This is a genomic window from Campylobacter concisus, assembly GCF_003048615.2.
Classification (GTDB): domain Bacteria; phylum Campylobacterota; class Campylobacteria; order Campylobacterales; family Campylobacteraceae; genus Campylobacter_A; species Campylobacter_A concisus_C.
Genome location: NZ_CP049263.1, coordinates 235,416 through 260,999, shown reverse-complemented (window position 1 = coordinate 260,999; position 25,584 = coordinate 235,416). Strand labels below are relative to the sequence as shown.

The window sequence follows — 25,584 nt, the reverse complement described above, 5'->3', positions numbered from 1 at the left end:
CTTATCTGCCCTGCTCTATAAGCTTAAAAACTTCATCCTCTAAGCTCAAAGCATTTTTGCCAAAAGCTACGTAAAATGGGCTTTTTAGATCCGCTAGCTTGTAGCTTGGCTCGCATCTGTCGCTAGCGTTTAAGACCTTGCCACCGCTAAATTTCACTACCGCCTCACCTGCAGCATTGTCCCAAAGATAGCTTGGGCTAAATCTCACATATATCCCGCCAAGCTCGGCTAAACGGCAAAATTTAATGGCAGATCCGATGCATTTTTGCTCTAAATTTAAACTATCTCTTACAAGTTCAACCTTCTTCGTCTCGCCTCTTCTGCTTGAAAAGATGAAGCTATTTAAGCTTTTAGCTTTTTCATTTAGATCTTGTTTTTCTACGACCTCATCATTTGTGCCTAAAATTTCTTTAAAAGCGCCGTTTTCATCAGCGTAAAAAAGCTCTTTACTAACTGGGATAAAAATGACGCCAAGCACCGGTCTAGCCTCTTTTATAAGCGCTATACAAACACAAAATTCGCCATTTCTAGCTAAAAATTCTTTCGTGCCATCAAGGGGATCAACTAGCCAAAACTCATCTTTATCGCTATCTTGCAAGATGCTCTCTTCAGAGCAAATTTTTATCCCGCTTTTGCTTAGCTCTTTTAGTATCACCTCATTTGCCGCTATATCAGCGCTAGTTAGCGGCGAGCTGTCATCTTTTAGGCAGACTTTAAGCGCCTGGCCATTAGATGAGTAAAATTTCATTATCTCACCCCCAGCGCTGATGGCTGCCTTGATGGCTAAATTTAAAAGCTCGCTCATTTTGGTGTTCTGTTTGTCTCTCCGACGTAGAGCTGTCTTGGGCGGACGATCTTTATACTCTCTTGCTCTTTTAGCTCGATCCACTGGCTGATCCAGCCTGGCGTCCTGCCGATCACGAAAATGACGGCAAACATATTATTTGGTATGCCAAGCGCCTTTAAAATGAGCCCTGAGTGAAAATCAACATTTGGATATAAATTTCTACTTACAAAGTAGTCGTCATTTAGCGCGATCTCTTCGATGCGGTTGGCGATCTTTATGAGCTCTGAGCTAATGCCGATCTCGTCCATCAGCTGATCTCTCATCTTTTTAAGCACCTTTGCGCGAGGGTCAAAATTTTTATAGACCCTGTGGCCAAAGCCCATTAGTCTAAATGGATCGTTCTTATCCTTTGCTCTAGCGATGTATTTATCGACGTTTGCGACCGAGCCGATCTCTTCAAGCTGGCGGATAACGCCCTCGTTTGCTCCGCCATGAGCCCAGCCCCAAAGAGCGCCGATGCCTGCACTTATACATGCGTATGGGTGCGCGTGCGTAGAGCCAACTGTCCTAACAGTCGTAGTCGAGGCGTTTTGCTCGTGGTCAGCGTGCAGCATAAAGACCGTATCAAGCGCCTTGATCTCGATTGGCTTAAGATCGACGTGCTCGTATGGATAGCCCCTCATCATGTAGAGGAAATTTTCAGTAAAGCCACGATCTAAATTTGGATATATGATAGGAAGACCGCGTGAGTAGCGGTAGCTAAAGGCCGCTATAGTTGGGATCTTGGCGATTATCCTCATAGCCATCTCGTGATACTCTTCAGGCTTGTCCATATTTAGGTGGTCTGAGTAAAAGGCACTTAGCGCTGAGACTGCTGCCTGCAAGATCGCCATAGGGTGCGCCTTGTCTGGAAATGCATCAAATAGCTTCATCATCCCCTCGTGTATGAAGCTCCTTTTTTTAAGCTCATCTTTGAAACTTGCATATTGCTCGCCAGTTGGTAGCTCTTTGTTTAAAAGTAGGTAGGCAACGTCCAAAAATGTCTTATTTTCAGCCAAATAGGCGATGTCGTAGCCTCTATACATGAGCTCGCCCTTTAGGCCGTCGATGTAGGTTATGGCTGAGCGGCACATCGCAGTTGAGGTGTAGCCCCTGTCAAAGGTAAACATCCCAGTGTCGCTAAAGAAGGTCGATATGTCGATGACGTCTGGCCCCATCGTGCCTTTTAGGATAGGAAATTCATAGCTCTTGCCAGTTCGGTTGTCGATTAGTGTGGCTGTGTTTGATGACATTTTTACTCCTTGCTTTTTGATTGCATTAAAATTTTGATGATTATAGCTCCTATTATAGCTTGTGCGAGGCTTGCTAGGATGAAAGATGAGTAAGAATAGTCACTTATCTCGCCTGATTTGTGTGCGATAGTAGCAACTGCGATCAAAAGAGTGAGCGGCATAGACTGCGAAACTGAAAATAAAAATATCCCTCTAAAGCCAAGCTTGCCCAAAAAGAGCAAACTAGATACAACTCTCGTGCCAAGCATCGCTAAAAATATAAAAATAGCATCCTTTATCACTTCGCTAGATCCTAGGCTTGAAAGCTTGAAAGTAGAGCCTATGTGGATGAAAAATATCGGCACCAAAAAGCCAAATCCAAAGCTTGAAAGCTTGTGCGGCAAGTCCTTTTTGTGATCAAAAAATGTCGTAATAAACATACCTGCGATAAACGCACCAAAGGCAACCTCTAAATTTAGATAGAGCATCAAGGCTATCATCGTGAAAAATACCGCGATGCAAAGCCTGATGTCCTTCTCGTCCTTGTCGTAGTGCGGCATGAGCACCACTTTAAGCCCCGGATACCACCAAAAAAGCACGTCCAAAATTTTAAAGCTAAGCACGCTGATAGCCAAAAATAGGATCAAATATCCAATCGTTAGCCATAAATTTATGCTCGCTCCAAACTGCAAGTAAGCAGCGGTAAAGGTTAGAAGCGTGATGCTTAAAAGCTCGCCGATGGTTGCTATTAGCATGCTTAAATTTAACCACTCTTGCTGCTTGCCATACTCCTTAAATAGCGTAAATATCATGCCAACGGCCATTATCGGGATGATGATGATGTAAAGCAGGCTAAGCTCAAGTCCTAGCGTCAAGGCCGTGGCTAGAGCGTAGATGAGCGCTAGGTAGATGAGCCCAAGGCGCAAAATTTTACGGTCGATGTTTATTAGCATCCTAAGGTCGATCTCCATGCCAGCTAGAAACATCAAAAAGAAAAAGCCAACTTCGCTGATGAGCTTAAACATCTCGTTTTCGCCGACAACTCCGATGTAGCCAGCAACCGCTCCAAGTAGTATCTCAGCAGGCGCGACTGGGATGCGTAAAATTTTAGAAATATAAGGCGAAGCAAAGACGATAAATGCCAAAACGACAAGGATGCTAAGCTCGCTTGCTTGGTGTAACTGCAAAAAGATCCTTAAAATAAAAATGCCTGATTGTATAAAAAGCTTTGTTATTTTTTGATTAAGCTAAGCGAAATTTGGGCAAAATGGCGGCTATTTTTAGAAATTTGGAGTGAAATTTTATGCGTAAATTTAGCCTTTTTGTTTTGCTGCTTTTTGGTGTCTTTTCTTTGGCAGGCGAGATAAGCTTAGTTGAAAGTTTTAGATTTGATGGGAGCACATTTTATAAAAAGCAAGTGGTTAAAAACGAGAGCTTTTACTTTTTAAAAAATGAAAATATGGACGAGCACTTTGCCTCGTTTAAGGTAAAGTTTGACAAAGATGTCAAGACAAAAAGCGAGCTAGAAGAGCTAAAAAGGGCTCTTAAGCAAGATAAAAACGTGCTTTTTAGCGAAGAAAATGATCAAATTTTAGCTCTCATAAAAGATGGGGCTAAGAGCAAAAATATAGAAATAATCCACTTTTTGCTTAAAAAAGATGGAGTTTTGATGCTTTCGTATGAGAGAATTTACGACCCACAAACATCAGCAGATGCACTTAAGCCGGTGCTTTTAAGCGAAGCTAGAAATTTTATGCTGCAGATGCCAAAGGTAGAAGCTAGGTAGAGAGGCGCATGTGGCGACGCTTCGCACTATATGCAGTTTTATTAAATTTGAGCAAATTTTAAAATTTCATGAACGAGTAATTTCGGCTCTGATTTTAGTGGCAAGCTTTGCGAGACCTAAAATCAGTAGCCAATTCTTGCGAGTGAATGGAATTTTAAAATTTAAAAAAATATAAAAATTCATTTGTGATACTTTTATTCAAAAGGGAGACAAGGGGACTCGAGTTACGAGGCCGTCCCCTTATCCCCCTTTTTAAATCCCTCGTCTGCTTGCAGTTACGAGACGAAGTCGAAGTAAAAACCACTCGCACGTTCAAAGTGCATGCTTCAGTGCTTCGCACTGCATGCGGTTTGTCATCAGATAAATTTAGAGCAAATTTTATAATTTCATGAGCGAGTAATTTCGGCTCTAAAATTTGAGCTAAGCGGTAAGCGAAGCCAAATTTTAGTAGTCAATTTTTGCGAGTGAATGGAGTTTTAAAATTTGTAAAATGGCATAAATAAAGCTATTTTTATTACACACCTTAAAGCCTCATAAATTTTTACCAAGTAAAATGCCAAGATAGCTTGCGAGCAGGCAAAGGCTTAAATTTAAAATTATATTTAAAAAGCCTTTTACGAGTTCGCCTTCTAGTAAAAATTTAACGCTATCAAGGCTAAAGCTTGAAAACGTGGTAAAGCCACCAAGTATGCCAACGACTAAGAAAACCCTCACACTTTGGCTTAAATTTAAGCAAAATAAAACGCCGATAATGAAGCTGCCAAGCACATTTACGCCAAGCGTGGTCATGGGAAAGTGGCTAAATTTTAGCAGCTCGCCGGCTAAAAACCTGCACCCAGCTCCGATAAAGCCTCCAAGCCCCGCAAAAAGCAAATTTACAAGCATTAGTGGCAGATACTTGCAAAGCTAAAACCACGCTTTGTAAGCTCCTCGATGTCCTTGCTCGCCTTCTCGCCCTTTGCGGTGAGGTAGTCGCCTATCACGATCGCGTCTGCGCCATTTTCAAAGATCTCGTACTGCCTCTCGCCCAATATCTTTTCCCTGCCGCCAGCTATCATGACCCTAGTTTCTGGCAGCGCGCTTTTGGTTTCGCGCACTATTTTTAGGGCTTCATCTGCGCTAAGAGGTGGCTGATCAAGCCTTAGAGCGTCGCTTTTTATGAAAAAATTTATAGGCGATGAAAACGGCTCAAGCTCTTTTAGGCTAGCTCTAAAGCTCACCCTGTCAGCCTCGCTCTCGCCAACGCCGTAAATGCCGCCAGTGCAAAGCATGAGCCCAGCCCTTTTTGCGTCTAAATTTGTCTGATATCTCTCGTCCCAAGAGTGGGTTGTGCAGATTTTTGAGAAAAACTCACGGCTTGTTTCTAGGTTGTGGTTGTAGCTAAAAACGCCAGCCTTTTTGAGCTCACAAAGCTGCTCGTAGGTCGCCATACCGTTACATGCGATGAGCATCAAATTTGGCACTTCTTTATGCACGGCTCTTGCTAAAGATGCGATATAGTCGGTCTTTTTATCATTTAGCCTAGCACCACTTGTGACTAAACAAAAGCCAAGAGCGTGGTTTTTATATGCCATTTTGGCCTCGTCCACCACCTGCTGCACGCTTTTTTCTTTAAATTTTGTAATATCAGCGCCAGCTTTGGCACTTTGCGTGCAATAAGCGCAGTCCTCAGCGCAGTTTCCCTGAGTGACGGAGCATATCGCACAAAGCATAATTGTCTTCATTTTTTTGTCCTTTTTTGGGGAGCATTATAGCTTTGGTAGGTTTAAAATTTAAGTAGAGTGGCTTGTTGTTTTGCAAAAACTCTATCAAATTTTAAAATTTCATGAACGAGTAATTTCGGCTCTGATTTTAGTGGCAAGCTTTGCGAGACCTAAAATCAGTAGTCAATTCTTGCGAGTGAATGGAATTTTAAAATTTATAAAAAAATTTTTAGAAATTTAATGTTTTTCTTTGTTAAGGGGGAAGAAGCTTGAATTACGAAGTCGCTCCCTTCCCCCTTAACAATCCCCTAACCCCGACAACGTTAGAGGTGGCATGCAATGGTGCTGGTGCACTGCATGCATTTTATTTTAGAAAATTTCTGACAAATTTATTAAAAACTATGCGAAAAATTTAAATTTTATAGCATCATCTTTTCTTATAAATTTCCGCTCTCTCTTTTAAAAGACCTGTTTTTAAATTTGGCAAAGCGCTAAGCTCGTCAAAAAGTCCAAAAAGTGCGTGCTGTGGCGGCAGGCTAAGGTGGGTGAGGGATTTTAGAGATAAGATAGGCGAGTAGTCCTTGCTTTTTAGCCTAGCCACCAAGATCACAAGGCTGGTTAGCCCAGGCATCTGGCGTAAAAACTCTAGGCTTTCTATGTGGATAAATTTAGGCGAAAGTCCGTCTCCGCTGATCTCTAGGCTCTTTAAATTTTGCAAATTTGAAAACGCAGAGTAGTCGCTTATCTTTTGAAAATTCTCCACCGCAAGGCTTTCAAGTCCAGTAAGCGTCGCGATCGGTGCGATGCTTTTTACGCTGGCTCCTGAGCCGATAAAAAGGCTCTTTAGGTTAGAAAGATTTGCCAGCGCGTCAAGGCTCTCATACGAGCCCCATTTGATGTGAAGGCTCTTTAAATTTCTTTGGCAGCACACCGCATCAAAGAGCTCTTGAGGCATTTTGGTGCAAAAGCTAAGCTCATCAAATGCCTCTTGCTCGCTTCTTAAAAAGTCGCACCACTCATCAAGCACGGCTCTTTTTTGCTTGGCGGTTTTATACTGCGGCGTGAAGCTATCTCCTAGCTGCGTGCAGTTTATCACAAGGCTCTTTTGCCCTTTATACTGGCTAACTTGGGTGATGATGTCAGGCATTTAAAGTCCAAATTTATAAGCTAAATTTAGGCTCAAGGGCTTAAATTTGACTAGAAGTTTTAACTTTCAGAGATAAGTGTCTTTTTCTTACACTTTGTGCACTCTATAAATGTACCTTTTTTAAGCTCTTTTTTGATCATATCGCCGCCGCACTCATCACATTTTTGCGCGACTGGCTCGTAGTTTGAGATGAAGTCACATTTTGGATAGTTGGCACATCCATAAAATTTACCACGTCTGCTAAATCTCTCGACGATCTCGCCGCCACATTTTGGACATGGCACGTCAAGCTTTTTAAGCTCGCGTTTTGGCTTGGCTGCCGTTGTGGTGCCAGTTTCTGCGCTCTTTTCATTATCTTTTGCGACGTTTCTTGAGTATTTGCATTTTGGAAAATTTGAGCAAGCGATAAACTCGCCATATCTGCCCTTTCTAAGCACTAGCTCGCTTCCACACTCTGGGCACTTCTCGCCGATCGGAGTGGCTGTTTTTAGGCTTTTTATGCCAGTTTTGCCAGCACTAATTTTTTCCATAAATGGATAGTAAAAGTCGCTTAGCACCTTTTGCCAGTCAGCCTTGTCAAGCGCGATCTCATCGAGCTTTTCTTCAAGATGTGAGGTAAATTCGCTATCGACGATGTTGCTAAAGTGCTCCTCCAAAACGCCTATCATGCTAAATGCGATCTCGTTTGGTATGAGTTGCTTTTTCTCGATCCTCACGTAGTCTCTTGATGTTAGCAGCGAGATGGTCGGTGCGTAGGTGCTTGGGCGGCCGATGCCTAGGCTTTCTAGCTTTTTAACAAGGCCAGCTTCAGAGTACCTAGCTGGTGGCTCGGTGAAGTTTTGCGTGCTTTTTATGCTTTGCAAACTCATCTCGTCGCCCTTTTTTAAATTTGGCAAAATTTTATCCTTATCAAGCTCGCCATAAACCTTGTAAAAGCCGTCAAATAGCACTTTTCTGCCGCTTATCTTAAACTCGCCTTTTTCGCTTGCGACATAGACGTTTTGCGTTTGGCTTACACATGCGCTCATTTGGCAGGCTAAAAATCTATTGTAGATGAGCGTGTAGAGTTTGAGCGCGTCTTTTTCTAAAAATTTAGCCGCGATTTGCGGTGTGAAGTTTAAATTTGTAGGGCGGATCGCTTCGTGGGCTTCTTGCGCACCTTTTGAGCTTGTCGTGTAGCTTATCGCTTTGGCTGGCAGATACTCTTTGCCGTAGTTTTGCAGGATGTGCTCTCTAGCGGCTGCGACGGCCTCTTTGGCTAAATTTAAGCTGTCCGTTCTCATGTAAGTGATCGCACCCATGAAGCCCTCGTGAGTTTGGACGCCCTCGTAGAGACTTTGAGCGATCATCATTGTCTTTTTAGGGCTAAAGCCAAGGCGGTTGCTCGCACTTTGCTGAAGGGTTGAAGTCATAAATGGCGGACTTGGCTGGATCTTTCTATCCTTACTCTCGATCTCACGGACGCTAAATTTCTCATTTTGTAAATTTTCAATGATATATTTTGCGCGGTCTGGATTTTGGATAGTGAGCTTTTCGATCTTTTGGTTTTCAAATTTAACTAGCTCGGCGTCTAGATCTTTTTTAAAAACGGTGTCGATAGTGTAGTACTCAACTGGTTTAAATGCCTGAATTTCGCGCTCGCGATCGACTATTATCTTTAGCGCCGCACTTTGCACACGTCCAGCGCTTAAGCCCTTTTGTATCTTTAAATTTAAAAGCGGGCTTAGCTTGTAGCCAACGATGCGGTCAAGCAAGCGCCTTGTTTGCTGGGCATTGACGCTGTTCATATCAACGTGTCTTGGGCTTTTTAAAGCGTTTTGTATGGCACTTTTGGTGATCTCGTGAAAGACGATGCGAGGCAGACTTGTTGGCTCTTTGCCGATGGCATTTGCGATGTGAAATGCGATCGCCTCACCCTCTCTATCTTCGTCGGTCGCGAGATAAATTTCATCTGCACCCTTAGCAAGCTCTTTTATCTCTTTTACGATGGCGGAGTGATCGCTGCTGATGCGATACTCTGGGGTAAATTTATCATCCTCTATCTTGATGCCAAAGCTCGTTTTTGGCAGGTCTCTGATGTGGCCTTTTGAGGCGATGACGTTGTAGCTTTTGTCTAAGAAATTTTTGATAGTCTTTGCTTTTGCAGGAGATTCTACGATGATTAAGCTTTTCATTTATATATAGCCTTTGAATTTTTTGGCGTAATTGTAGCAGAAATAATTTTTTAGAGTGTAACGTGCGAAAAATTTTTAGATTGAGCGCAATTTTTGTTTTTATAAAAAATTTTTATACATAGCTCTAAACTTTTTTAAAAACCGATCGATATAGTTTTCGTGCGACATGAAGTCGTAACTTAAAACATAAAAGGATTTACAATGAGTTTTCGTATTAACACAAACGTAAACGCACTTAACACACACGCTAACGCGGTTAGCAACAACGTTGACCTATCTAAGTCACTTAACAAACTTAGTTCTGGTCTTAGAATTCAAACAGCTGCAGATGACGCTTCAGGTCTATCTATCGCAGATAGCTTAAGAAGCCAAGCTTCAGCTCTAGGTCAAGCTATTGCAAATGGTAATGATGCTATTGGTATCATTCAAGTTGCCGACAAAGCTATGGACGAGCAGCTAAAAGTTCTTGACACTATCAAGACTAAAGCTACTCAATCAGCTCAAGACGGCCAAACAACTCAATCACGCCAAGCATTGCAAGCTGATATCGTTCGTCTAATGGAGGAGCTTGACAATATCGGTAACACTACTTCATTTAACGGTCAGCAACTACTAAACGGAACATTCTCTAATAAAGAGTTCCAAATAGGTGCTTATTCAAACCAAACTGTTAAAGCAAGTATTGGTGCGACTACATCTGATAAGATCGGTCTTACACGTTTTGAGAGTTCAAAACTTTTAACTGGTACAGATAAAGTTAGCCTTAAATTCTTAAGCGTTGATGGTGTAAATGATATTAGTATAGCTTCTACTAAGATATCAACTGGTCTTGGAACTGGTGTTGGTAAATTAGCTGAAAATATCAACAAAACATCTGATAAGACAGGCATTAGAGCTACATTTGATGTAACTAGAACTATGTCAACTGCTATAGTAAGCGTATCTATCAAAAGCTTTGCTATCAACGGCGTTAAAATCGGCGACCTTGATGTAAAAGAAAACGATAGCAACGGCGCTCTAGTAAATGCGATCAACGCTGTTAAAGATCAAACAGGTGTTGAAGCTTCTATCAACACAGAAGGCAAAATGGTTCTAACAAGCCGTGACGGTCGTGCGTTTAGTGTTTCAGGTGATAATATCTCAAAAGCAATCGGTATGAAAAAAGACCAAGTTTTCGTTGGTCGTATCAACCTTGTTCGCCTTGATGGTAGAGATATTAAGCTATCTGCAAAAGGCGCAGCTGGCGGTGATGCTCTAAAACTAGAGTCAGAAGCTTTCTCAGCAAAAGGTGGTGCTCAAGCTTCAGTTGCTTTAAGAGATGTAAGAGGTCAAATAGACGGCAAACTAGCTAGTGCTATGGGCTTCCAAAGAATGACTAAAGTGCTTACAGTAGCTCAATCAGCTGGTGTAATGACACTAAAAGGCGCAATGGCTGTTATGGACATCGCTGAGTCAGCTCAAAAAACACTTGATCAAGTTCGTTCAGACCTTGGTTCAGTTCAAAACCAACTTCAAGCTACAGTTAACAACATAACTGTAACTCAAGTTAACGTAAAATCAGCAGAATCACAAATCAGGGACGTAGATTTTGCTAGCGAGTCTGCTAACTTCTCAAAACATAACATCCTAGCTCAATCAGGTGCTTATGCTATGAGTCAAGCAAACAGCGTTCAACAAAACGTAATGAAGCTACTACAATAACGTAGTTAGTTAAATTAAGTTTTAAATAAGGCTTTGTTGCAGTAGCAAAGCCTTAATGTGTTAATGCTTTTACAATACGCAAACCCCCAGCCCCAAAGCTAGTCTTTGGGGTTTTAGATATTTTTCCATATTAAGTTAAATTGTAAAAATAGAAAAAATATAAATAGCAAGCTCTTGCTTGGTAAAAATTTAGTATGAGAAAAAGTGCGTATAAAAAGCGATATATAAATTTATCTAGCTTAGACTAGATAAATTTATACTATTTTATTTATATTTTTATAGGCTAAAGCCATCATCAACTACGATATTTTGTCCATTTACATATTTTGAAGAGTCACTTAGTAGATACACTAAAGCCCCACATATATCATTTGCATCAAGCATACCTTTTGTGCCACATCTCTTTTTATATTGGCTTAAAAATGGCTCAGGCTGTCCATCTAAAATTCCTCCAGGGCTTATGGCATTTACGCGGATATTATCTTTTTTAAACATCTTTGCCATATATTTCGTCATACCAAGAAGACCGTGTTTTACGACTGTGTATTCGACTGGAGAGTGCATATTTGTCCCCTCGTATGTCTCAAAAGCAGGCGCTCCGATACCTTGAATGGATGAGATGTTTATGATATTACCATGACCTTGTTCCAAGAAGTACTTAATGAAATTTTGCGAGATATTAAAGTATCCACCAAGATGTAAATTTAAAAAGGCATTAAAATCATCCATATCTATCTCAAAAAATTTCTTACCGTAATTTTTACTTTTTGGATAGGCATTATTTACTAATGCATCTATGTGTCCATACTTTGAGTGCAAGAAATTTATAGCCTCATTAATAGAATTTGCATCACTGATATCAATTTTCAAAACCTCGATCCTCGCATCTTTTTGCGCGCTTGTAATCTCATCTTTTAATAAATTTGCTCTTTTTGTATCGACCTCTGCTATCACACCAACTCCGTTTTGGCCAGCAATCGCTCTTATAAAAGCGCTTCCTATCCTACCAGCTCCTCCAGTAACTACTACGACCTTATCTGTTAGCATTTTTTTCCTTCATTAAAAACTCTACAAATTTAAAATCAAGCTCACAATCTATATCAATCGATCTAACTTCGTCCATCACATAAAGTCCAGTTTTTGGTAAAAATAAAGTGTCATTATTTAGCAAAACTTCGCGTTTCCAGATATAAATAGAAGCGTTCATATCATAAGTTTTTGGTGCATCTTGACGGCATAAAATAGCATTTGGTAAAGTTTTTGCAAGTGCCACGTGTCCATCTGGATAAATTTCAACTAGGTTAAAATATGGACTTCTTCTGCTTGGCATAGCGGTTATTAGGTTGTCATTATCATCACGCAAAAACTGCTCAAAAGAATTTGTTATATCGCTTACATCACGAAGCGGAGATGTAGCATCAAGGTCGATCTCATAGTCAAATTTACGTTCATAATGTTCCTCACTTTTTAAAAAAGCATCTTTTATAACATCAAGCTTTCCTGCTGTATCACTAGCCATAGTAGCATCTCTTTTAAAAAAGACCTCCGCACCGTACTTTACAGCTGCTTCTGCTATCAGGTCGCTATCTGTGCTAATAACTATATGTTCAAACAAATTTGATGCTATTGCCTGCTCTATGGTGTGAGCTATAAGTGGCTTACCGCAAAGCTCTCGAACATTTTTGCCTTTAACTCCCTTACTACCGCCTCTTGCACATATCGTACATAAAACATTACTCATTATTTTGCCTTTGAATTTGATCTATCGCGTCCATCACATCTAACCCCTCATCAAAGCTACAAATATATTTTTGCTCACCCAAAACATCTTTATGCATAGCTAAAAACATCTCATTTCTTGCCAAATTTGGCATATTGAAAACTTGCTTACTACTATCTTGCTTAGTAAGTGTGCCTGCTATAAAGTCAAGCTCATATGTAGAGCCTTCGCACTCCACCCGCAAGCTTCTATGCGTTATATGGCTTAGATAGTCGATACTTACATTTGCTATGGCATCCATTTTAGTCCTACCAAAAACCATACATAGATCATCGCTTGTTATCTCTAAATTTGAAATTTTACCCTGAAAACTCTGTATGCTTGCAAATTTGCCACATAACCACATAGCATAGTCTAGCTCATGACTAAGATCTAACAAGACTCCGCCACCTTTTTCTTTGCTAGCACTATAGCACTTTCTATAGTCGCCACTTCGCCAGCTTGGTAGATGCTGACCGCAATTGGCATTTAGATATAAAATTTTCTCGTTTTCTAAAAACTCTTTTAGTTTTTGTAAGAGCGGATGAAACCTTAGCACATAACCTACAAAAATTTTATTATTTTTAGGCGTAAAACTATAGTTTTTTTCAAACAATGGCTTTTCACAAAGTATGATCTTGCCACTCACTCTTTCATCTATAAATTTCAAATTTTCTAGATGTAAAAATGTGGGAGTTGCTATGACGAAGTAGTCAAACTTGTCTAAATTTGAAACCTCTTCTAAGTTTTTATAGCACACTTTACCAGCCACATCCTGGCTAGTAACTAGGCAAATTTCATCTATCTGTACTAAAGTCTCTAAGACCTCGCAGTGTCTTTTGCCGATTGAACCGTAGCCTATAATAAGAGCTTTCATCTAAAATATCTCATTAAAATATCTTTGCATATTCTTCATTTGCCTTTTGATACTCTTCAAGACGTCCTATGTCTATCCAATACTCATGTATCGGAAAGGAGATTACATTTTTGTCTTGAGCTATCGCCTTTTCAAAGAGTGTAGGCATATCATAAAACTCATCTTGTGGAATTAGATCTAAAATTTCAGGTGAGAGCATATATATCCCAGCACTTACAAAAAATTTCTGCACTGGTTTTTCTGCGATAGCAGTTATTTTATTATCATTCATCTTTACCACGCCGTAAGGCACCTCGTAGTCGTACTCTCTGACACACATTGTAGCTGTGGCTTTATGTAGCATGTGGTAGTTAAAAATGTGCTCGAAATTTACATTTGTAAGAAGATCGCCGTTCATAACAAAAAATGGCTCACTTGGACGCTCTTTTAGCAAGCTTAACGCCCCTGCTGTACCCATCCTTTTTTGCTCTAAAACATAGTCGATATTTACGCCAAATTCTTTTCCGTCGCCAAAATAGTCCCTAATGATACTTGCATTAAAATTTACGCACATCGTGATATTTACAAAGCCATACTCAGCAAATTTCTCAACTATCGTCTGAAGGATCGGCTTGTTTCCAACCTTTAGCATCGGCTTTGGCGTATCTTGCGTGAGTGGTCTTAGTCTAGTACCAAGGCCTCCTACCATTAGGATAACTCTATTTGTCTTGCCAACTGGCTTAATAATATCTTCAATGTCTTCTATGCCCACAAGCTTGCCAAGCTCGTCAACCAATGGAATTTTATGAAGTTTTTTAGCAAGTGCTATCTTTAAAATAGACTCTTTTGTGTCACCAACACTTGCTATACTTGGGCTCTTATGTACTACGAGGCTGACGCTACTGTTTAGGTCTAGTCCATTTAGCAAACCGCGTCTGATATCACCGTCTGTTACCGTGCCTACTAGAGCATCGTTTTCATCAACAACGATGGCTATTTGAAGCCCTCCGTTGTTGATGGTCTGCAAGGCATCTTTTATGGTTGAATTTATACTTAGTTTTATATCGTTTACTATTCTCATTTTATACCTATATCATAAAATTTCTTTTTCAAAATACCTTCAAGCTTGATCTCTTTTAAAATTTTAACCATTTTTTTGCTTGGATTGCCACCATCATAAGGATTGATCGTATCTTTTAAAGTTTGCTCAAATTCTTTTGAATACGCTCTTTTTATAGCAGCTAAAATTTCTTCTTTAACAGGCCTAACGTCTATCACACTGCTAGCTCGAGCACGTCCTTTTTGACGGTCACCTATATTTATGGTGGCCTTTTTAAAGCTTGGAACTTCCAAAAGTCCACTTGAGCTATTTCCTAGGACGATATCAACAAATTTTATCGCGCTTAGATATCTTAGCTGTCCAAGCGATGCAAAAGCCACTGCTTTTTGTGGGTTTTCGCTCACATACTCATCTATCATTTTATTTATCACATCGCCATCTGTGTCGCTATTTGCTTTTGTAAAGACAAAATTTGTTTCCTCTAGTTCATCAAGTGCTTTTAAAAGCTCATTAAACTGCTCTCTTGCACTCCTATTTTCAAGTGTCACCGGATGAAAAGTGATGAGGATATTTTTTTTAGCAAGCTTAAATTTTATAGACTTTTCAAACTCATCTTTGTTTAATAAATTTAGCTTTTTTATATTTTCTATACCAGGGCCGCCGACATTAAAAACTCTACTGGAATCTTCGCCAAGCTGAATTATGCGGTTTGCGTACTCATTTGTGGCTGCAAAATGTATATGGCTCATCTTTGTTATACTGTGCCTAAAAGCCTCGTCAAACGCCCCTTGTGTGGTCTCGCCGCCATGGATATGTGCTATTGGTATCTGCATGATACTAGCGACACCTGCTACACCAAATATCTCATATCTATCACCAAGAAGCACCAATATATCAGGCTTAAGCTCGGCTAGTGCCGGAGCAAATTTCTCATAAACTCTTGCCATCTCAGCGCAAATATCAAGACTTGTATGAGAACTACTTAAAATTTCTATCTTTTTATCTATCTTAAATTCTTTTTCTATCTCTTTGTATGTTAGTCCAAACTCAGGGCTTAGGTGCATACCAGTGACAATAAGCTGAAGCTTAAGCTCGCTATCTGCTTTTATCTCTTTTAAGAGCCAGTAAAGCAGGCCATATTCAGCTCTAGTGCTTGTCACTACACAAATTTTTCTCATATCAGTTCATCTTGTTTATAGTCTTTTTGTGAAATTTGCCCGATCACCTCATCCCACCTCATAGGATTTATGCCGTCTCCTGGGCGTTTTACGCAGATATTTTGCTCGCTAAAAATTTCACCCTTTTTTATATCTCGTTTTGCCACGATCGACTTTCTAGCTATTTTGATATTTTCGCTCTCACTTTTGCTAAAATGCTTTAGTCCGTCTCCAAGCGCTAGCTCGATATTTCTAATAGCCCTAACCATAGCCGCTAGCTCATCTGGCTCAAGGCTAGCCTTGTGATCAGGTCCAGGCAAGCTCTTATCAAGCGTAAAGTGCTTTTCTATGATCTTTGCGCCCATGGCAACCGCTGCGATATCAACCTCGATACCAAGGGTATGATCGCTATATCCGACTTCAAGCCCAAAGGCATTTTTAAGAGTTATCATCGCCTTTAAATTTACATCCTCCATTGGCGTTGGATACTGCGTGTTTGCATGAAGAAGGCTTATTTTTTCATGTTTCGTGCCACTTTTTACAAGTGTTTCTATCGCGGCTTCCACCTCGCCTAAATTTGCCATGCCAGTTGAGAGAATGATCTTTTTATTAAGCCCACCTATCTGCCTAAGATAAGGTAAATTTGTTATCTCGCCACTTGGGATCTTAAATGTGCTAAGCCCCAACTCATCAAGAAGCTTTATGCTGTCGCTATCAAAAGGAGTTGAGAGAAAAGTGATATTTTTTTGCTTGCAGTAGGCTATAAGCTCTTTATGCGTGATCTCATCTAGTTCAAGCTTTTTTATCATCTCAAACTGGCTTTCATTTTTATCGGTAGTTTCTTTTTGATAGCTAGCCTTTTGTGCGTTTTTTGAAACAAGATTTTGAGCCTTAAAAGTCTGAAATTTCACTGCATCAGCGCCGGCTTTGGCTGCCACGTCGATCAGTTTTTTAGCTAAATTTATATCGCCATTGTGATTTACCCCAGCCTCAGCTATGATAAAAACCCTATTTGACATCAAATTTCCTTTAAAATGCTAGTTTTACGCCTTTATAAAAGCGTTTTTCTCCAAGCTTCTCATCACGCTAGTTCCGCCACCTATGATAGAATTTTCGCCTATCACGATATACTCTTTGCTGGTTGCATTGCTACCAAAGAATATCCCATCTTGCACAACAACGCCACCATTTACCACACTTGCTGTTGAGATATGGCAGTGATCACCGATAGTTGCGTCATGTTCAACAAGTGCTTTTGTGTTTATGATACAGTTTTTACCGACATTTGCGCCAGCGTTGATCAAGGCATGATGCATCACAACCGTTCCCTCACCTACACTTGCATGCTTTGAGATATACGCAAGCGGTGAGACTATGGTTGGAAGTATGAAACCTATCTCTTTTAGCAGTGCAAACAGTCTTTTTCTAGGCTCGCTACTTTTTATCTGGCCAACCGTCACCACAGCATTTTTGCATGATTTAAAAATCTCAGCCAGATCATCATCGCTACCGATGATCTCATAGCTAAGCACCTTTTTGCCAATATTTTCTGCCGTATCTATGATACCAATTATATTAAATTTAGCTTCGCTCTCGATGACATCTATCACACTTTTGCAGTGCCCGCCACCACCTACTAAAACCATATCTTGCACGGCTAAACTCTTGCACTACTTGGGATATTTACTATCCTATCGCTTAGAAATTTAGCGTTTTTTAGCTCATCTCTTTGGCAGTCTTTAAACATATCAAGCTCGTTCATAAGCTGCCAGATAGGACGCGTAAAAACGCCATTTTCATTGCTAAATTTCAAAAACTCATCTCTCTTTTCACGGCTTTCAAAGAGCACCGCATTTAGCCAAAAATTTGACCTAGCTTCCGCTGGCTCATCTATAAATTTCACATCATCAAATTTAGAAAAATACTCTTTATAGATCATCGCAAGCTCGCGTTTGCTCTTTAAAAATAGCTCCAAATTTTCAAGCTGCGCCACAAGAAGGGCCGCATTTAAATTTGGCAAGCGGTAGTTGTAGCCGATCTCGCTATGACGATACTCAAAAGGATGTGGCACCTTGGCCGTTGTGGTGATAAATTTGGCGTGCTTTGCTATCTCCTCGTCGTTTGTGATGATAGCTCCGCCTCCTCCGCTTGTGACGATCTTATTGCCATTAAAGCTCATCGCTGCAAGCTTGCCAAAATTCCCCGTATGAGTGCCTTTATAGTAGCTACCAAGGCTCTCGGCGCAGTCTTCTACTAAAGCGATGTTCCAACGCTTACAAATTTCAGCTATCTCATCTATCTTGCAAGGCAGTCCAAAAGTGTGCATAGGTACGCAGGCTCGCAATATCCTGCCGCTAGTTTTATTAATACATTTGCCGCCTTTTAGCTCGCAATTTTTCTCCAAAAACGCACTAAGTGACGCTGGCGACATACCAAGTGTATCAAGATCAACATCCACGAAAACCGGCTTTGCAAAAAGGTAGCTAATGGCGTTGCAAGTGGCTATAAAAGTAACTGGCTGCGTGATCACTTCGTCATTTTGCTCTACGCCAGCTAGTTTTAGGCAGATGTGAAGCGCCGAGGTGCCATTTGTCGTGGCAACTGCAAATTTAGCACCGACCATTTGAGCTAGCTTGCTCTCAAACTCATCGACAAATTTGCCGACACTTGAGACAAAGCTAGAGTCGATGCACTCAAGTAGATATTTTTTCTCATTGCCTATAAATTTAGGCTCGTGAAGCGGAACTTTGTCCTTGCCAAAAGTGCTTTTTATAAATTTCAAAACCTCGTCAGAATCACATTTTTTCATCGAGATACTTTCCTGTTTCTTTATGCATAAAATTTGGTATGAGCTCGAAGACCTCGCGCAAAACATCCTCTTTGCTCCATGTCAAGCTTAATTTTAAATTTAAGATATTGTTTTTGAAAATTTCTAGCTTTTTGCTGTCAAAATTTGCATCATTTTTAACTATGCCGATATTTTGAAGTCTTTGCATATCAAGCTTCTCGCCATCAACGAAAAACTCCTCGTAGTCCTTCTCTCCAGTCGTGTCGCTAGGCGCAAAAAGACAAGGGTAAAAGCCATCTTTTGGAAGCACTTTTGCAAGCTTTCTGGCCTCCTCCTCATTTTCACATAAAAATGGCTCGTAGCCTAAATTTGCCAAGTATCGCTTGGCTATCTCGCTAAATGTTATGAGGTCTAAATTTTCATCTAATTTTGGGAAAAATATATCTCTATTTTCGCCAAAAATAGTGCTTAAAAGGCAGAGCTCGCCGCTCTCTTTTGGTGTTAAAAAGTAGCGTCTGACGTCGTTTGGAGCGACTATGGGCTGAGCCTTTTCTATGCGTTTTTGAAAGCCAAAAAGAAGCGAGCCGTCGCTAAATGCTACATTTGCGAACCTAGCCATAGAAACATCTATCTCTAAAGAGTGCCTAAACGCAAACATCTCCATGATGCGCTTGCTAGCTCCCATTAAATTTACAGGGTTTGCGGCCTTGTCAGTGCTAACGCAGAAATATTTTTTTGACTTCATATCCGAAGCTTGAGCCAGCGTTTTATCGGTGTTAAAGATGTTTGTTTCAAGCATCCTCATGAGTGTAAATGGGTCTTTTTCGCTTCTAACGTGCTTTAGAGCTGATAAATTTAACACGTAGTCAAATCCACCACTTTGCGCCAAAAGTGCGTCAAACTCGGCACTTGCAACATCTATGGCAAAAGTTTTAAAGTCGCCACTTATATATCCAAACTCGCTTCTTATGTCACGCACTAGCTCGACAAGGTTGTTTTCAGAGATATCAACGATGTAGAGTTTTTTGGGGTCTCTTATAAAAATCTCTTTTGTCACGGCAGAGCCTATAGATCCTGCCCCACCGATAACTAAAAAGCTTGAGCTTGAAACTATCTCTTTTAGGTCTTTATCAAGTGCATTTATGTCATCTTCAAAGAGATTTTTCGTGCGTCCTATTAAGCTTAAGATATCCATTTTTAGTCTTCTTTTGGAAATATTCCACGTTTTTTAAGCTCTTTTATAAGAGGCTTAGAGGCTTCTTTTGTTGTTTCTATATCAGCATTTATGCCACCAGCTGCCGAAAATAGCCAGTATTTATGAGCATTTGCCCATTCAAATAACTTATCTATTTTTTCTTTGTTCGTATCGCTAGGTGCTACAGAAATTTTAGCAAGCTCTAGCTCCTGGTAGAAAACCGATATCATAAAAACATTTTGTATGTATTTCATATACTTTCTTTTTGATATAAAGTCTTTGGCTTTATCTACTTTCTTGACTATTTTTAAAAGTTCATCAAAATGCTTTTGAGTTATCTTGTCTTGTTCTCTTAGTAAATTTAACTCATCTATCCTAGGAGTAACTTCTAAAAATACTTTTTCAAGCTCTTTCTTCAAAAAGGTTTGCATTTTTATCTTTTCTTGTATTACTTTATAGGCTTTTAGCATATCGTTATTTGTTGTTTTTTCACTATTTTTTGGTATGTGAGGCAGTTTCTTTTCTTTTTTATCCACACAAAGCTCTCTCATAACCTCCAAAAATGGTCTTTCTATAGTTCCTTCTATTCTTGCACCACCTTCAGTACAGTTATACGAAGTTATATTTTCGAGTTTGGACTGCTCAATATCATTTTCAAACTGATTTTTAAATAGCGTCCAAACATAAGTTGTTCGTACTTCTCCTTCGCCACCATAAGCTGTGATATATAAATTTTCATCTGGCTGAGCTATAGTATGACCTTTTGCATGACTTGCTCCATCTTTGCCAAAAGCAAGATCCTGACCTATAAAAACAATATTTTTATGTCCTAACACATAGGCCAACTGATAAGCCATGTTTGCACAACTATGTCCTACTCCTAAATAGCCATATTTTTTTAAACCGAACATCTTCTCTTCATGTTGTGGCTTCATGGTAAGCACTAAGCGTCTTGGTAATATATTTTTTACGCTTTGTGTATGGGTCACCGAAGAAATAACAAAATATATATCTTCATCAACATCTGGGTGTTTTTTTTCAAAAAAAGTAGATGTTGGTATCATGCGTTCAATCGATGTTACGTAGTCAGGCTTTATACCATTTCTAGCAAGTATGGGGTATGAAGCATCGACACTTATAATACTTACATAAGGTGCAAATTTTTTAAGTGTCTCTAGCTGCTTGTCTAAACTTGGGCCAGTAGAGACAATTATGGCTGTATCAACTAGCTTATGCCTCTTTTTGATTAGATCATGGTAGCAATAATTTTTAAACATCTCTGGTAAATTTTCTATATTTTGCCTTGTGCCTATCAAAAGATCATCTATAGAGTTGCCATGGGCTATAACTATATGAGAAAATGCCTCTGCAAATTTTTTATTTATATCTATATAGTCATCTGAAAATTGATCATAAAATTTAGAGTGTATTATTAAATTGTATGTCTTTGAGTAGGGTTCTAACTCAGCGTTTACTATAAGATAGTGAAACTGTGTGTGAGTTGTAAATTCTGAGAAAAATAGCACTATCTGCTCTTTTTCTAACTCTTCAGATAGATCGATCAAATTTAAAACGCTATAAATTATTTCGATCTCTGGCTCAATGATAGCAATGCTTTTATGAGTCTTATTTTTTGCTAGAGCTTTATAAAATACACCATTTCCAAGACCATAGAAAAAAAGACCTGGGTATCTTTTGTATTTTTTTTCTATCTCATCAAGCATCTTATATGTCTCTTCGACAGGATTTTCATATATGGATTCAGACGTCTCTTTGTTTATGATATTTATATCCAAAGGATCATTTTTCCCTAAAACTATCTCATATTTATTTTGTGATGTCATACTAAATAGCCTAGCAGCCAAAACTTCATCTTGCTGAAATAGTGCTTGAAGATTCTTCTCAAAGATAGGATTTGTTATACCGTTTAGCTTTGTTTCTTTTGTCTTAGCAGCTACTTTTTTATCTTTTTTCTCTGTCATGTATATCCTTATATTTGAGCTTGATTTATGAGCTAGTTTATAAATTTTTAAGCAAAAGCTGTGCCAAATTTAAAATTTATTTATCAAAGCTCTGCTCTTTCTAGCTTCTATTTCGTCAAAATTTCGTTATTGTTTAGGGTTTTTCGTAAAAAGTGGGAGATAAATTTAGCCTTTGCAAAGTCGCAAAGGCATGAAATTTATTTTAAAATTCTAGGCAGCGTGATGCCTTCTTGGGCTTGGTATTTGCCGTTTTTATCAGCATACGTTACCTCGCAAGGCTCATCACCTTCGATAAATAGCACCTGCGCGATCCCCTCATTTGCGTAGATCTTCGCAGGAAGTGGCGTCGTGTTTGAGATCTCTATCGTGATATGCCCCTTAAATCCCGGCTCAAAAGGTGTGACATTTACGATGATGCCGCACCTTGCGTATGTGCTCTTGCCAAGGCATATCGCTAGCACGTTATCAGGCATGTTAAAGTACTCGACCGTGCGTGCCAAAGCAAAAGAGTTTGGCGGCACGATGCAGACATCGCCCTTAAAATCAACCACATTTTTCTCATCAAAATTCTTTGGATCAACGACGGTTCCGCCTATGTTTGTGAAAATTTTAAACTCATCGCCCACGCGGATATCATAGCCGTAGCTAGAAACGCCGTAGCTAACGACACCGCGCCCCACTTGCTCCTCGGCAAATGGCACGATCATGCTCTTCTCAACCGACATTTTCCTTATCCAAGAGTCTGCTTTTAAACCCATTTTTGCTCCTTTTTTGGGGCGATTATAACGCTTTGCGTCTTTAAAGTAAATTTAATGGCACTTTGCAGTAAAACTAGTATAATTTTGAGAGAAATTTAATAAAGGACAAAAATGCAAGAGAGAAATGCAGAAATTTTCACAGGAGAACGCGCGATATTTGGGGCAAAGGGGATAAATTTTACTAACTGCATCTTTGAAGATGGTGAGTCACCACTAAAGCACAGCTCAAATTTAAAGCTAAATGAGTGCGTTTTTGCCTACAAATATCCACTTTGGTACGCAAGCGACATCACGCTAAATGGCGGCTATCTCGAGCCTCTAGCAAGAGCTGGCATGTGGTACAGCAAAAATTTAAGCTTCAAAGACGTGCTCATAAACGCTCCAAAAAGCTTTAGAAAAAGCTCGCAAATTTTGCTCGAAAATGTAAATTTCTCAGACGCTAGCGAGACACTTTGGGGGTGCGCAGAAGCGAAGATAAAAAACGTCTTTGCAAAAGGGGATTACTTCGGGGCAAATAGCGAAAATTTAGAGATTGATGGGCTAAGCTTGGACGGCAACTACTGCTTTGATAGCTGCAAAAACCTTCGCATCACAAACTCAAAGCTCATCTCAAAAGACGCCTTTTGGAACTGCGAAAACGTGGTTGCGCAAAACTGCCTCATCTCAGGCGAATACCTGGCCTGGAACGCGAAAAATGTGACACTCATAAACTGCACGATAAAGAGCTTGCAAGCACTTTGCTACGTAGAAAATTTGGTTGTAAAAGATTGCATTTTTATGGATACAAGCCTTGCTTTTGAGTATTCAAGCGTCGATGTGAGCACCAAAAGCGCGATAAAAAGTGTGAAAAATCCAAAAAGTGGCGTCATAAGAGCTGGCAAGATAGAGGAGATCATCATAGACGGCAGCTTGGTTGATGCAAGCAAGATAGAGATCATCACGGATGAAATTTAGTTAAGTATTTGTTTTATAACTAAAATTTTTAAAGGTGAGATATTATGTAAATAATTTTTTAAAATTTGAGATCTAATAGGTTTTACACCTATAAAGTAATATGAAATTTATAAAATTTTAAAATTGATTTTATATGACCGATAAAAGTGTTAAATACTAAAAACTATGCATATAATCGATAGATGGTTTTAACAAATGTTCGTTGGCTAAAAGTTTTATCATTCTATGAGCACAATTTATATATTGATCTTTTTGATAATACTGTTCTGATAAAAAATCTAACTTTAAAACATTAATTATAAATTGTTTTTTTTGGCAGATCACCAAAAACGATATTGTAAGGTCAATTTTAATGGATAGACTTTAACCCATTTCGCAAACGCTTTTTAAAAATGAGATACGGTATTGCTACTCGTACAAAAGTAAACAAAATGGGTTTAAAAGTGTTTTCATGTTAGTTTTAAAGCGCTTGCCTTAATCTAAAATATTAGAGTTTTACATATCTTGAATGCGTGCGACTGCTCTAGATGGCTGGATTACTTAAATTTACATTTATTTAGTAATACTCAAAAAGATCAATCTCATTATTTGAAATAACGCTATCTAGTTTATCAAATTCAGATTGGAGAAAAATAGGTGTATTGTTCAGTATATTTAACATATCATTGCCCTTTACCCAACTATAATTCCATAGATTTATGTGGCAATTTTGTAATTTACATATTTTTTCGGAAAATTTAAATTCATTTAAATTTTCTTTTAACATTCTTTGTAGCCAAATTTGTGCAAAACCAGAATTAGACATTTTGCTTAATTTTCTGTAAACCAATAAAGATATATTTTTATTGTCATCTAATTCTAGAAGTAATTTACTAATAATTGCACAACATACTGGTACTGCCTTTGGGTTACTATATGCAATATCTGTTGTGCAATACTAATAAGCTGCTCTACATTTCGTATTTTTACTTTTTTATTTCTAATTTTTTCTATCTTTTTATCAAATTTGTTTAATGCTGTAACTAAGCTAGCAGAATTAGTATAATTAATACCATGCTGTCTAATAAGCAATAGTTGCTTCTGTAAACCGATTCGATAATTTTTTGGAATAAATAACCAAGCTAACTTATCCTTTTTTATTGATTGAGTAATAATATCTTGACTCCCTTTTGTTTTGCTTGCATTTAATTTCAATCCAAAAGGCATCATAATTTCAGAAAGTAATTTTAAAACCATTTCTCCATCATTAGAGTTATTAACAAATATCCGATAATCATCGCGATAGCGAAGGATTTTATAGTCTACAATACCCTGCCTTTGAAGAGTAACGCCCAATATTCTATCTATATATCCCAATACAATTTCAGCAATAAAGTCCATTAACACGGAACCTTGCGGAATACCATTGGTCTGTTTATATTGTGCATTTTGAATACTTGTATCAATGATATTTCCCAGTAAACCCTTATTGTTTCTTCCTTACTGTGATTTTGCAATTGTTTTCCTCTCCACTGCTCAAGCAATCGAATGTGTATATATTGAGCCATAACAATCTGCCACATCCGTATCAAAAACGAAGTCATACTCCAGTGAAAGCAAAATAGGCTGCTGTTCTACTTGTTCCCACCAATTTGAAATTTGCTGAACCTTATCGGATTGTTTATTTTCGGATTGAACAGGTATGCTTAAGCATCTTTTTTTCATTTTTACTAAATTTCTTAAATCTTGCCTGCAACTTCTCCCAATTTATCTGTTCGGTTATCTAATGTACTAATGCCACATAGATTAAAGAATTTATGACTTGAAACGGTCTCCATGATAATTTACCATCTTTGTTGGTATATAAAGGATGGTTTACATCATCCAATTCCCCTATTGCGCTTTTTGCTCTACTAAAATCATTTAATAAATTTTTTTCAGAGTATTTATTTGATATTTTTTCTAGTAACTCAGAAAATGAAAAATACTTTGGCAAGCCTATATTGCAATAGCTTTCATATTTCAAAAAAATTTTCTTACTTCAGTAGCATTTAACTCTAAAATACTTTTTCTACTCATTTCCTTAATCATTTCTTTCACTAAAATGTTTATTTTACCTGATTGTTTTATTTCAACTACTTAAACGTTCATAAGCAACTCTACTGATTCTTTTAAAAACAGGAAAAATAAAATATAGTTAAAAAATTTAATATTTTATACTTAAACAGAAATAAACACTAATAAAACTAAGATTAATAATACAAGAATTAAAGCAGATAAATAACAAAGCCCGCAACGACCTACTTTTCCAACATCCCAGTAAGGGAGAGTATCATCAGCCAGGACGAGCTTAGCTTCTTGGTTCGAGATGGAGCAAGGCGTTTCCTCGTCTGTATAGTCACGGGCAGTGTTAAATAAAAGATATACTAGATAAATCTTTTATTTAACACTACTAGATAAAGTTAAAAGTCATAAACAAAGTTTTATAAAAACATATCTTATTAAGTTTTTATCCTTAACAAGGAAG

At 38.7% G+C, this 25,584-nt stretch carries 23 protein-coding genes and 1 rRNA gene; 3 read left to right on the top strand and 21 right to left on the bottom strand.

Features of this window, described 5'->3' with window-relative positions:
* Position 1: 1 nt before the first annotated feature.
* From CVS89_RS01385 to CVS89_RS01375, 3 genes are read right to left on the bottom strand one after another with little or no spacing between them, the layout of a single operon-like run.
* Positions 2–805: a 3'(2'),5'-bisphosphate nucleotidase CysQ family protein gene (locus CVS89_RS01385; RefSeq protein WP_107848065.1), complete on the bottom strand. Its 804-nt coding sequence runs from the start codon at positions 803–805 to the stop codon at positions 2–4.
* A complete protein-coding gene (locus tag CVS89_RS01380; RefSeq protein WP_103589875.1) occupies positions 802–2,079 on the bottom strand; it encodes a citrate synthase in 1,278 nt (425 codons plus the stop codon). The genes CVS89_RS01385 and CVS89_RS01380 overlap by 4 nt, the downstream gene beginning before the upstream one ends.
* Before the next feature lie 2 nt (positions 2,080–2,081).
* Positions 2,082–3,245 (bottom strand): cation:proton antiporter, encoded by a 1,164-nt coding sequence (locus tag CVS89_RS01375; RefSeq protein WP_002940802.1) that lies wholly within the window; start codon positions 3,243–3,245, stop codon positions 2,082–2,084.
* Positions 3,246–3,361: 116 nt separating this feature from the next.
* Between CVS89_RS01375 and CVS89_RS01370 the strand changes: the two genes are divergently transcribed.
* Positions 3,362–3,844: a hypothetical protein gene (locus tag CVS89_RS01370; RefSeq protein ID WP_107848064.1), complete on the top strand. Its 483-nt coding sequence runs from the start codon at positions 3,362–3,364 to the stop codon at positions 3,842–3,844.
* Positions 3,845–4,375: 531 nt separating this feature from the next.
* On the opposite strand, the gene crcB is transcribed toward CVS89_RS01370, so the two are convergent.
* The 4 genes from crcB to topA form a co-directional block, all read right to left on the bottom strand.
* A complete protein-coding gene (gene crcB, locus CVS89_RS01365) occupies positions 4,376–4,729 on the bottom strand; it encodes a fluoride efflux transporter CrcB (RefSeq protein ID WP_107848063.1) in 354 nt (117 codons plus the stop codon).
* Positions 4,729–5,568, bottom strand: a complete 840-nt coding sequence (locus CVS89_RS01360; protein ID WP_107848062.1) for a biotin synthase — start codon at positions 5,566–5,568, stop codon at positions 4,729–4,731. Before CVS89_RS01360 ends, crcB begins: the two co-directional genes overlap by 1 nt.
* Before the next feature lie 406 nt (positions 5,569–5,974).
* On the bottom strand, positions 5,975–6,694 hold the full coding sequence (locus CVS89_RS01355) for a leucine-rich repeat domain-containing protein (protein ID WP_107848061.1): 720 nt from the start codon (positions 6,692–6,694) through the stop codon (positions 5,975–5,977).
* 59 nt (positions 6,695–6,753) lie between these two features.
* Positions 6,754–8,868 carry a type I DNA topoisomerase gene (gene topA / locus CVS89_RS01350; protein ID WP_107848060.1) on the bottom strand — a complete coding sequence of 705 codons (2,115 nt, stop codon included), beginning with the start codon at positions 8,866–8,868 and terminating at the stop codon, positions 6,754–6,756.
* 201 nt (positions 8,869–9,069) lie between these two features.
* Here topA and CVS89_RS01345 point away from each other — a divergent pair, with 201 nt between their 5' ends.
* Positions 9,070–10,569 (top strand): flagellin B, encoded by a 1,500-nt coding sequence (locus CVS89_RS01345; protein WP_103571446.1) that lies wholly within the window; start codon positions 9,070–9,072, stop codon positions 10,567–10,569.
* A 276-nt stretch (positions 10,570–10,845) separates the two neighbouring features.
* On the opposite strand, the gene CVS89_RS01340 is transcribed toward CVS89_RS01345, so the two are convergent.
* The 11 genes from CVS89_RS01340 to dcd all read right to left on the bottom strand — a co-directional run bounded on the left by CVS89_RS01340 (position 10,846) and on the right by dcd (position 22,124).
* Positions 10,846–11,616 (bottom strand): oxidoreductase, encoded by a 771-nt coding sequence (locus CVS89_RS01340; RefSeq protein WP_107848059.1) that lies wholly within the window; start codon positions 11,614–11,616, stop codon positions 10,846–10,848.
* Entirely contained in the window at positions 11,603–12,310 is a 708-nt protein-coding gene (locus CVS89_RS01335; RefSeq protein ID WP_107848058.1) for a cytidylyltransferase domain-containing protein, read from the bottom strand. Before CVS89_RS01335 ends, CVS89_RS01340 begins: the two co-directional genes overlap by 14 nt.
* A complete protein-coding gene (locus tag CVS89_RS01330) occupies positions 12,303–13,205 on the bottom strand; it encodes a Gfo/Idh/MocA family protein (RefSeq protein WP_107848057.1) in 903 nt (300 codons plus the stop codon). Before CVS89_RS01330 ends, CVS89_RS01335 begins: the two co-directional genes overlap by 8 nt.
* A 13-nt stretch (positions 13,206–13,218) precedes the next feature.
* Complete coding sequence (locus tag CVS89_RS01325; RefSeq protein ID WP_103571442.1) at positions 13,219–14,265, bottom strand: nucleotidyltransferase family protein; 1,047 nt, start codon at positions 14,263–14,265, stop codon at positions 13,219–13,221.
* Positions 14,262–15,422: a UDP-N-acetylglucosamine 2-epimerase gene (gene neuC, locus CVS89_RS01320; protein WP_107848056.1), complete on the bottom strand. Its 1,161-nt coding sequence runs from the start codon at positions 15,420–15,422 to the stop codon at positions 14,262–14,264. Before neuC ends, CVS89_RS01325 begins: the two co-directional genes overlap by 4 nt.
* Positions 15,419–16,420 carry an N-acetylneuraminate synthase gene (gene neuB, locus CVS89_RS01315; protein ID WP_107848055.1) on the bottom strand — a complete coding sequence of 334 codons (1,002 nt, stop codon included), beginning with the start codon at positions 16,418–16,420 and terminating at the stop codon, positions 15,419–15,421. Before neuB ends, neuC begins: the two co-directional genes overlap by 4 nt.
* 24 nt (positions 16,421–16,444) lie before the next feature.
* The gene (locus CVS89_RS01310; protein ID WP_107848155.1) at positions 16,445–17,047 is read right to left on the bottom strand and encodes a NeuD/PglB/VioB family sugar acetyltransferase; all 603 of its coding nucleotides are present in this window, start codon (positions 17,045–17,047) and stop codon (positions 16,445–16,447) included.
* 11 nt (positions 17,048–17,058) lie between these two features.
* Positions 17,059–18,210, bottom strand: coding sequence for a LegC family aminotransferase (locus CVS89_RS01305; protein WP_107848054.1), 1,152 nt, complete (start codon positions 18,208–18,210; stop codon positions 17,059–17,061).
* Positions 18,197–19,384, bottom strand: a complete 1,188-nt coding sequence (locus tag CVS89_RS01300; RefSeq protein ID WP_107848053.1) for a UDP-N-acetylglucosamine 4,6-dehydratase — start codon at positions 19,382–19,384, stop codon at positions 18,197–18,199. Before CVS89_RS01300 ends, CVS89_RS01305 begins: the two co-directional genes overlap by 14 nt.
* Before the next feature lie 2 nt (positions 19,385–19,386).
* Positions 19,387–21,366 (bottom strand): motility associated factor glycosyltransferase family protein, encoded by a 1,980-nt coding sequence (locus CVS89_RS01295; RefSeq protein WP_107848052.1) that lies wholly within the window; start codon positions 21,364–21,366, stop codon positions 19,387–19,389.
* A 197-nt stretch (positions 21,367–21,563) separates the two neighbouring features.
* Positions 21,564–22,124: a dCTP deaminase gene (gene dcd / locus CVS89_RS01290; RefSeq protein WP_107848051.1), complete on the bottom strand. Its 561-nt coding sequence runs from the start codon at positions 22,122–22,124 to the stop codon at positions 21,564–21,566.
* A gap of 111 nt (positions 22,125–22,235) precedes the next feature.
* On the opposite strand from dcd, the gene CVS89_RS01285 reads away from it, so the two are divergent.
* Positions 22,236–23,078 carry a DUF3737 family protein gene (locus CVS89_RS01285; protein ID WP_107848050.1) on the top strand — a complete coding sequence of 281 codons (843 nt, stop codon included), beginning with the start codon at positions 22,236–22,238 and terminating at the stop codon, positions 23,076–23,078.
* An 858-nt stretch (positions 23,079–23,936) separates the two neighbouring features.
* Here the strand turns inward: CVS89_RS01285 and CVS89_RS09880 are convergent.
* The 3 genes from CVS89_RS09880 to rrf all read right to left on the bottom strand — a co-directional run bounded on the left by CVS89_RS09880 (position 23,937) and on the right by rrf (position 25,463).
* Positions 23,937–24,512 carry an RNA-directed DNA polymerase gene (locus CVS89_RS09880; protein ID WP_262367839.1) on the bottom strand — a complete coding sequence of 192 codons (576 nt, stop codon included), beginning with the start codon at positions 24,510–24,512 and terminating at the stop codon, positions 23,937–23,939.
* A 328-nt stretch (positions 24,513–24,840) separates the two neighbouring features.
* Positions 24,841–25,083 (bottom strand): hypothetical protein, encoded by a 243-nt coding sequence (locus CVS89_RS09965; protein ID WP_198425267.1) that lies wholly within the window; start codon positions 25,081–25,083, stop codon positions 24,841–24,843.
* 261 nt (positions 25,084–25,344) lie between these two features.
* Positions 25,345–25,463: ribosomal RNA gene (rrf, locus tag CVS89_RS01275) — 5S ribosomal RNA — on the bottom strand.
* Between the last annotated feature and the right edge of the window lie 121 nt (positions 25,464–25,584).